Genomic DNA, 7,562 nt, shown 5'->3' with positions numbered 1-7,562 from the left:
ATTTTCTTTAAAAATAAATATAAAGAACGTATTGGAAGTCCTATTATTACAACAGGAAACGAATTAATAAAGCAGCAGATTGCAGATTTTTCTGCTGAACTGAATCTGGATGAGCTATATAATTATATTCATGAAGTAAAAAAGAATACAGAAGATATTTTAATAACATTAGAATATAAGCAGCTTAAAAGAAAAATGACAGACATAGATAAAAAGAAAGTGCTTGATCTTGAAGTTGTAAGTCAGGATGAAAATGCATACTGGCTTGTGGATTATTGGTGTAAAAAGGATATTAAAGGATTGATTCAAATGCCGTTTTCAAGACATTGGATTATGCATATAGAAGCATGCTGTCGTATAAAAAATAAGATACATCAAGTATAGATAATGAAAAACACATTATGAATAATATTTTTGAAAATTAAATATGAAAATTCAAATGGAGTGATTTTATGAAAAAATGGTATGATGAAGAATATGAATTTGAAATTCAAGTAACAGGATTTTTAAGAGGGGACCATACAGAGCATTATTGTAGAAATGGTGAAGAAGTTGGAGATAAATATACTTGTACTTATGGATGCCCTGTAAATGCAGATGGTCAAGGGATTTGTTCAAAGACAATGATGATGTTGTATCCAATTATGGAAGCTGTTCGAAGTGGTGGAGATTTACAGAACATTGGAGGCGATGGCAGATACAGCAAAACTGTTGTATGTCCAGATGGCTGTGTAATATTCAGTCTGACAGCAAAAAAACTTGGAAATGAGAATTTTTATAAGGGAAGATTTTTTGAAGAATAGAAAAAGGCAGAGGATAATAACATGACTGAAAAGAGCATTGATAATAAAATATATTGGAATAAAGTTTATAAGGAAATAGGAAATGTTAAACCTGTTTATGACTTATGGCTGGATAAATATAAAGAAATATTGGATAAAGGAAGAGATGTCGGGATAATAGATCTTGGATGTGGAAGTGGAAATGATTCTATTTATTTAGAGGAAAGAGATTATTCTGTTATTTCATGTGATTATTCAAAAGAAGCTCTTAATATTGTTTCAAGGCATATAAAAAATTCAGATTTAGTTGAAATGGATATGACTGAAAGACTGCCATTTGAAAGTGATAGTGCAGAAGTAATAATAGCTGATTTGTCATTACATTATTTTGATAATATGACTACAAAATCTGTTCTAAATGAAATAAAAAGAGTGCTAAAGAGCAGGGGGTATCTTATAGCTAGAGTTAATTCTGTAAATGATATAAACTACAATGCAGGATGTGGAGAAGAAATTGAAAGGCATTTTTATCTTACAAAGGATGGTTTTAAGAGATTTTTTGATGAAGATGATATAAGAAAATATTTTGGAGTTTTTAATATTCAAAGCATGAAGGAAACTGTTATGAAGAGGTATGGTGCAGAAAAAAGATGCTTTGAAGTAGTCTGTATGAATGATAAACAATAATAAATTATGTCGAAATGGGAAGGAACTTTCTATTTTTAAAGGTAGATGTATGGAGACATAATTACATTGATGAAGTCTTGTAAAAAACAGGGCTTTATTTTTTATAGAAATTTATATATTTTCTGCATTTAATCTTAAGTTATAAATAAATTTAAGCCAATTAGGCTGGTTTTTAAATGATTCTTTTACATTAGACAGCGTTTTTTTACCAACTCGTTTATCTAATATAGCAAACATTTTTTCTAAGGGATTTTCAGAATTTAGACTACATTGAATAGCTTGATTTCGATAGCTTTTAAGGGCTTCACAAAATTCGTTATCTGTATATTCAGTTCTTGACTGTATAGGAATAGCATCTATAATGGTCCAGAATTCATCCCAGTATTCTTCAATAGATGCAGGACTGGAAATTTTTTTATATTCATTTTTAATAAAATAAGAATTAACAGTTTTCCATGAAAATTGTTTTATCAATTTGTTGTCAATATAGATTTCAAATATATGGCATCCATCCATTCCTACATAAGAAGTACAATTATATCGAACTCGTTTATGTAAATTTTCAGCAAGCATTTCATGTTCAAGATATTTACGCATACCACTCCATGAACCTAATATTTTACTCATTTAATCACTCCTACAATTTTATATAAAATATTATAATATACAATACATATATAAACAATATTTACTAAATTTGTGAAGAGAAAAATTTATGATTAATTTATCTTATATGCTATAGAAAAATAAGAGTGTGGGAACAATATGAATAAATGACAATGTTTATACATGTTTTTTATTAATAAAACTATTTAGGAGTAAATAAAGTTGAGAGTAGTTTCTATTGTGAATAATAAAGGTGGAGTAGGAAAAAGTACCCTTGCAGCAAATTTAGGATCGTTATTAGCTTTGAAAGAAAATAAACGTGTGCTTTTGATTGACTTAGATTCTTAGGCAAATCTTACTTTTCTATTTATGAAGCTGGATAAGTGGCAAAAATATTATAATTGGCATGAGGCTGAAGTATAATGCTTTAAATGGTTAAATTTTAATGAAGTCTTATAGTGGTTGCAAGGCTTTGTTTTTGTATACAAGTTAAAATTTAACAGTAATATGCTTATTATAATTAACTTTTCATATGGAAGATGATAAAATAACAATAGGATTTAAATTTCCCAAACTTACGGTATCAAGGAAAGGTAATTTTAATATGGAACCTAAGATATACAATAAATTAGTAAGAGATAAAATTCCAGATATAATCAAAGCAGATAATAAAAAATGTGATGTGGATATTGTTACTGGAAAAGATAAATTTGATTTGCTTGAAAAGAAGCTTATGGAAGAAGTAAATGAGTATTTGGAAGATAAAAATGTAGAAGAGCTTGCTGACATTGTGGAAGTCATTTTTGGTATTGCGCATGAACTTGGATGTAGTGAAGATAAATTAATGGAAGTGAGAATAAAGAAGAAAGAAGAACGAGGCGGTTTTAAAGATGGAATAGTTCTTAAAAGTGTTAAGTAATATATAGAGAAAAATATGTGTATAACAGCTTAATTAATGCAAATATGAGGAAGAGGTTTATGGATAAAATAAAATTAGAGGATGCAAAGATAAAAGAAAGTGAATTGAGTATTAAAGAAATATCTATAGAAACAAGTACCAACTTGAATGCAATAACTGGAGATAAAAATTATTTATACTACAGATTAAAAGATAGTTTCAAGAAAGCAGAAAGAATAGATATAATAGTTTCATTTTTAATGGAATCAGGTGTTAAACTTATTTTGAATGATATAAAAGAGGCTGTGGAGAGAGGAGTTCAGATAAGAATCCTTACTGGCAGTTATCTTAATATAACTCAGCCATCAGCGTTATGCTTATTAAAAAAGGAATTTAAAGATAAGATTGATTTAAGATTCTATAATGTTTCTAGTAAATCCTTTCACCCAAAATCTTATATGTTCCACAATAAGATAGATAGTGAGATATATGTGGGTTCATCAAATATTTCAAGAGGTGCACTCACGCATTCTATTGAATGGAATTATAGATTTTTAAAATCACAAAATGCAGAGGATTTTAACAGGTTTTATAATACTTTTGAGGATTTATTCTATAACCATTCAATAATAATAAATGATAAAGTCATGAACAATTATTCTAAGGAATGGGTTAGACCAAGGATTTTTAAGAACATAGAAAATTGTAAAAATCATTCAGAAAATAATACTGAGAGTGAAAATAAAGTAATTGATTTATTTGAGCCTAAAGGAGCACAGATAGAAGCTTTGTATGCACTTAATAATACAAGGGAAGAAGGGTTTGATAAGGCATTGGTTGTTGCTGCAACTGGTGTTGGTAAAACATATCTTGCAGCATTTGATTCTAAGGATTCAAAGCGTATATTGTTTGTAGCTCATAGAGAAGAAATAATTAAGCAGGCAGCAAGAAGTTTTAAAAATGTAAGGAAATCTGATGATATAGGTTATTTCTATAATAATGTAAAAGATATAGATAAGTCTATGATATTTGCACTTGTACAGACTTTAGGAAAAGATGAATATTTAAATGAAGAATATTTTAAAAAAGATTATTTTGATTACATAATAATAGATGAATTTCATCATGCTGTTTCAGGTAATTACAGAAAGATAATAGAATACTTTACTCCTAAATTTATGCTTGGACTTACTGCAACTCCTGAAAGATTAGATAGTAGAGATGTATTTGCACTTTGCGATTACAATATTGTGTATGAAATAAGGTTGTGTGAAGCAGTAAATAAAGGTTATCTTGTTCCGTTTAGATACTATGGAATTTATGATGATACTGTAGATTATGATAATGTAGAATTTAAAAATGGTAAATATGTAGAGAAAAATCTTGAAGAAGCCTTGATGTTAAATAAGAGAGCAGAACTTATTTTAAACCATTATAAGAAATATAATTCAAAGAGAGCCTTAGGATTTTGTACAAGCAAAAGGCATGCAGAATATATGGCAAAATTTTTTAGTGAGAGTGGAATTGAAAGTGCAGCCGTTTACAGTGGTGATAATGGAGAATTTGCTGAGGGAAGAAACACTGCAATAAATAAACTGGTTAAAGGAGAACTTAAAGTTATATTTTCTGTAGATATGTTTAATGAGGGATTAGATATACCTTCAATAGATATGGTTATGTTTTTAAGGCCTACACAATCACCAACAGTATTTTTACAGCAGCTTGGTCGTGGGCTTAGAAAATTTGAAAATAAGAAATACTTAAACGTGTTGGATTTTATAGGTAATTATAGAAAGGCAGATCTTCTTCCATTTTTACTGAGTGGAAAACAATACTCTAGAGTTGACTCTAAAAGAGGCCTTCCAGATGAAGAAGAATATCCAGAGGATTGCAGAATAGATTTTGATTTTAGATTAGTGGATATTTTTAAGAATTTAGCTTCTAAGGAAATGAAGATAAAGGATAGGATTAAAGAGGAATTCTTAAGAGTTAAAGATGAATTAGGTCATAGACCAAGCAGAGTTGAGTTGTTTAACAATATGGATGATGAGATTTACTCTGCAATTAAAAAAGGCAAGAAAGCAATGAATCCTTTTTATGATTATCTTGGATTTTTACAGGAGAATGATGAACTTGATGAGGATGAATTAGAGTTCTTAAATACAAGAGGTTACGATTTTATAAAGATGATAGAAAGAACAAAGATGAGCAAGAGTTACAAGATTCCTGTATTACTGGCATTTTATAATGAGGGAAATGTTAAGATGAATCTTGATGAAGAGGATATTTACAATAGTTTTTATGAGTTTTATCATAAGGGGACTAATAAAGTAGACATGCTTAGGGATAAGGGTACTTCTAAGTTTGAAAACTGGGATAAGAGTGATTATGTTAAACTTGCTAAGACTAATCCTGTTACTTTCTTGATTAAAACTGATGGGAGTTTCTTTAAGAGTAACGATAATTTTGTTATTGGATTATTTGATGATTTAAAAGAGTTTATTGACAATAAAATATTTGTATCCAATATGAAAGATGCTATCGACTTTAGATGTGGAAAGTATTATGAGGAAAGATTTAATTTTTAGTTTATTAAAATATAATTTTATAGTCCTAAGTATAAAGTTAATGTTAATAATCCTAAAGGAAAAAAGGTAAAATAAATTTATTGAGATAGGAAGGAGTTTATATGGCTAATATTTTTGATGGAATACATAAAATGGACATAGAAGAATTGCAATATTTACTCGCAACTTTAGAGACAATGACAGTTTCAAATATAAGCAGTGAAATTGGACAAAAAGCAAAAAAGTCTGTTGTAAAAGCAGTTAATTTTGTTAATGATTTTTTTAATAAAAAGAAAATTGACGAACCAGCTGTAATTTCAATGGAACAAAGATTAAAAGATAACAAGAAAAAACTTGAAATTTTATCAAGACAACAACTTGAAAAAAGATTTAGAAGTACTATTGTCAGCAAATTAAAGATTCTTGGTGAAAATATAACTGAAGCTGATTCTGATGATGTTATATCTGTATGTATAATTGATAATGCTGCAAAAAGTTATAAGAAGGAAATAAGCGAAGATTTAACACCTGCAAAAAAAGCAGATGGAATATTCTTTAGGTACAATGAAAAACTTCTCAGCCAGACAAAAGAAAAATTGAAAAATGAAACTGCTGAAGAAAGAGAAAAAACAGATAAAGCCATTCAGCAGCAAATAAACAAAATGGGGGATGATCAGCAGAAAGAATTAAAGAAAGCTCTTGGATTAGAAAATCTTACAGGACAGGAAGTAAGAAAAATGCTGTCAGCTGCTGTAGGAACATCAGCAGGAATATTAGTAGTTAATGCATCTGGATTTGGTGCATATATGGCCCTAACAACAATAATGCATGCCATATTTACTACAACATTAGGAATAACTCTTCCTTTTGCAGCGTATACGGGTGCAACATCTGCACTAGCATTTATAACAGGACCGGCAGGATGGCTTGCACTTATTGGTGTGGAAGCTTTTATGCTTAACAGAAGCAAAAATAAGATTATTTATGAACTTTTTGCTCAGACTGTATGGATTAGTGTGCATTCATATGGGAGTAATTTCACTCCAAAGAATGAAGAACTTCCAAGTTGGTTGCCTAAAGTGGAGAGAGAAAAAGCAGAAGAAGAAAGTGAAGCATTTCTAAATCTTTATAGAGAAAATGAAAAGTTAAAAGATGAGTATAATCTCTTAAAAACAAATATAAAGAAGAAAGAAGAAAGTATTAAAACTTATATAGAGAATATAAGTCAGTTAAATTTACATATAAAAGAAGCTGAAAAGAAAAAAGATAAACAAAATAAGGAAAAATTTAATCTTGAACAAAAATATAAAGAAATTGAAAATAAATATAGATGTGTAAAATATGAATTAAATATAAAGGACAATGAATTTAAACAATTAAGTTACGAAGAACAAGAGAAATATGAAAATGTCAAAAGTGAATTTGAAAATGCAAAAAGACAATTAAAAATAAAAAATAATGATATTAAAGAACTTTATGATATTATTGATGACTCAGAAAATGAAATTAAATTAAAAGAAAAAGAAATAAAAAATCTTAAGGAAAAATTAGATAGAGATAATATTGAAATTGTAAATTTAAATAACCAATATGAAGAAGAAAATAATAAATTTCTTATGCAGCTTAATAAAAATGCAGCAGATTTAGAAATCAGATGGAAAGTTGTATTTAAAAGATTTATATTTGATAATAATGTTATAAAATCTGTAGTAAAAAACTTTCAATATAATGAACTTGGAAATATAGAAGCAGTTCTTATGGAAATGCATACAACTGATAATCCTATGGCATTATCAAGTAACAGAGGAAAAGTTAGTGATGGACGTGCTCACATAGGATTTTCAACTCCATCTGGATTCCCATGCAGAATATTTTACAGAGCAAATAAAGATAAAAGCAATGGTAAAAGTATAATAATTAGTGAGATTGTAAAACATAATGATTCCAGGTACTGCAAATAGAGTCTTTTTCGAATAAAAATAGGGGTATGGTAACATGAATGATATTTTGAGCAGGACATAT

7 protein-coding genes and 1 pseudogene are annotated in these 7,562 nt (G+C 28.4%); 7 read left to right on the top strand and 1 reads right to left on the bottom strand.

What is annotated here, in order from left to right; all coding sequences use genetic code 11:
* From Q0F58_RS15775 to Q0F58_RS15765, 3 genes and pseudogenes are all read left to right on the top strand, one after another.
* A pseudogene (locus tag Q0F58_RS15775) lies at positions 1-384 on the top strand (phage head-tail adapter protein); the annotation flags it as partial.
* A 68-nt stretch (positions 385-452) separates the two neighbouring features.
* Complete coding sequence (locus Q0F58_RS15770; protein WP_294378671.1) at positions 453-803, top strand: TIGR04076 family protein; 351 nt, start codon at positions 453-455, stop codon at positions 801-803.
* 21 nt (positions 804-824) lie between these two features.
* Positions 825-1,469, top strand: coding sequence for a class I SAM-dependent methyltransferase (locus Q0F58_RS15765; RefSeq protein WP_294378668.1), 645 nt, complete (start codon positions 825-827; stop codon positions 1,467-1,469).
* A gap of 111 nt (positions 1,470-1,580) precedes the next feature.
* Here the strand turns inward: Q0F58_RS15765 and Q0F58_RS15760 are convergent, their stop codons facing one another.
* Positions 1,581-2,096, bottom strand: coding sequence for a hypothetical protein (locus Q0F58_RS15760; RefSeq protein WP_294378665.1), 516 nt, complete (start codon positions 2,094-2,096; stop codon positions 1,581-1,583).
* Positions 2,097-2,297: 201 nt separating this feature from the next.
* Here Q0F58_RS15760 and Q0F58_RS15755 point away from each other — a divergent pair, with 201 nt between their 5' ends.
* From Q0F58_RS15755 to Q0F58_RS15740, 4 genes are all read left to right on the top strand, one after another.
* Positions 2,298-2,423, top strand: coding sequence for a ParA family protein (locus Q0F58_RS15755; protein WP_294378662.1), 126 nt, complete (start codon positions 2,298-2,300; stop codon positions 2,421-2,423).
* Positions 2,424-2,679: 256 nt separating this feature from the next.
* Positions 2,680-2,994 carry a nucleoside triphosphate pyrophosphohydrolase gene (locus Q0F58_RS15750; RefSeq protein WP_294378659.1) on the top strand — a complete coding sequence of 105 codons (315 nt, stop codon included), beginning with the start codon at positions 2,680-2,682 and terminating at the stop codon, positions 2,992-2,994.
* A 59-nt stretch (positions 2,995-3,053) separates the two neighbouring features.
* A complete protein-coding gene (locus tag Q0F58_RS15745; protein ID WP_294378657.1) occupies positions 3,054-5,561 on the top strand; it encodes a DEAD/DEAH box helicase family protein in 2,508 nt (835 codons plus the stop codon).
* 101 nt (positions 5,562-5,662) lie between these two features.
* Positions 5,663-7,501 carry a hypothetical protein gene (locus tag Q0F58_RS15740; RefSeq protein ID WP_294378655.1) on the top strand — a complete coding sequence of 613 codons (1,839 nt, stop codon included), beginning with the start codon at positions 5,663-5,665 and terminating at the stop codon, positions 7,499-7,501.
* The last annotated feature ends 61 nt before the right edge of the window (positions 7,502-7,562 follow it).

The organism is uncultured Clostridium sp. (assembly GCF_934754915.1).
In the GTDB taxonomy this organism is placed as follows: domain Bacteria; phylum Bacillota; class Clostridia; order Clostridiales; family Clostridiaceae; genus Clostridium.
This window is presented reverse-complemented; position numbering and strand designations above follow the sequence as displayed.

What these genes read in the sequence shown, in the direction of transcription:
- Q0F58_RS15770 (WP_294378671.1), top strand. Translation starts at nt 453, where the DNA reads ATGAAAAAATGGTATGATGAAGAATATGAATTTGAAATTCAAGTAACA.
- Q0F58_RS15765 (WP_294378668.1), top strand. Translation starts at nt 825, where the DNA reads ATGACTGAAAAGAGCATTGATAATAAAATATATTGGAATAAAGTTTAT.
- Q0F58_RS15745 (WP_294378657.1), top strand. Translation starts at nt 3,054, where the DNA reads ATGGATAAAATAAAATTAGAGGATGCAAAGATAAAAGAAAGTGAATTG.
- Q0F58_RS15740 (WP_294378655.1), top strand. Translation starts at nt 5,663, where the DNA reads ATGGCTAATATTTTTGATGGAATACATAAAATGGACATAGAAGAATTG.
- Q0F58_RS15760 (WP_294378665.1), bottom strand. Translation starts at nt 2,096, where the DNA reads ATGAGTAAAATATTAGGTTCATGGAGTGGTATGCGTAAATATCTTGAA.
- Q0F58_RS15750 (WP_294378659.1), top strand. Translation starts at nt 2,680, where the DNA reads ATGGAACCTAAGATATACAATAAATTAGTAAGAGATAAAATTCCAGAT.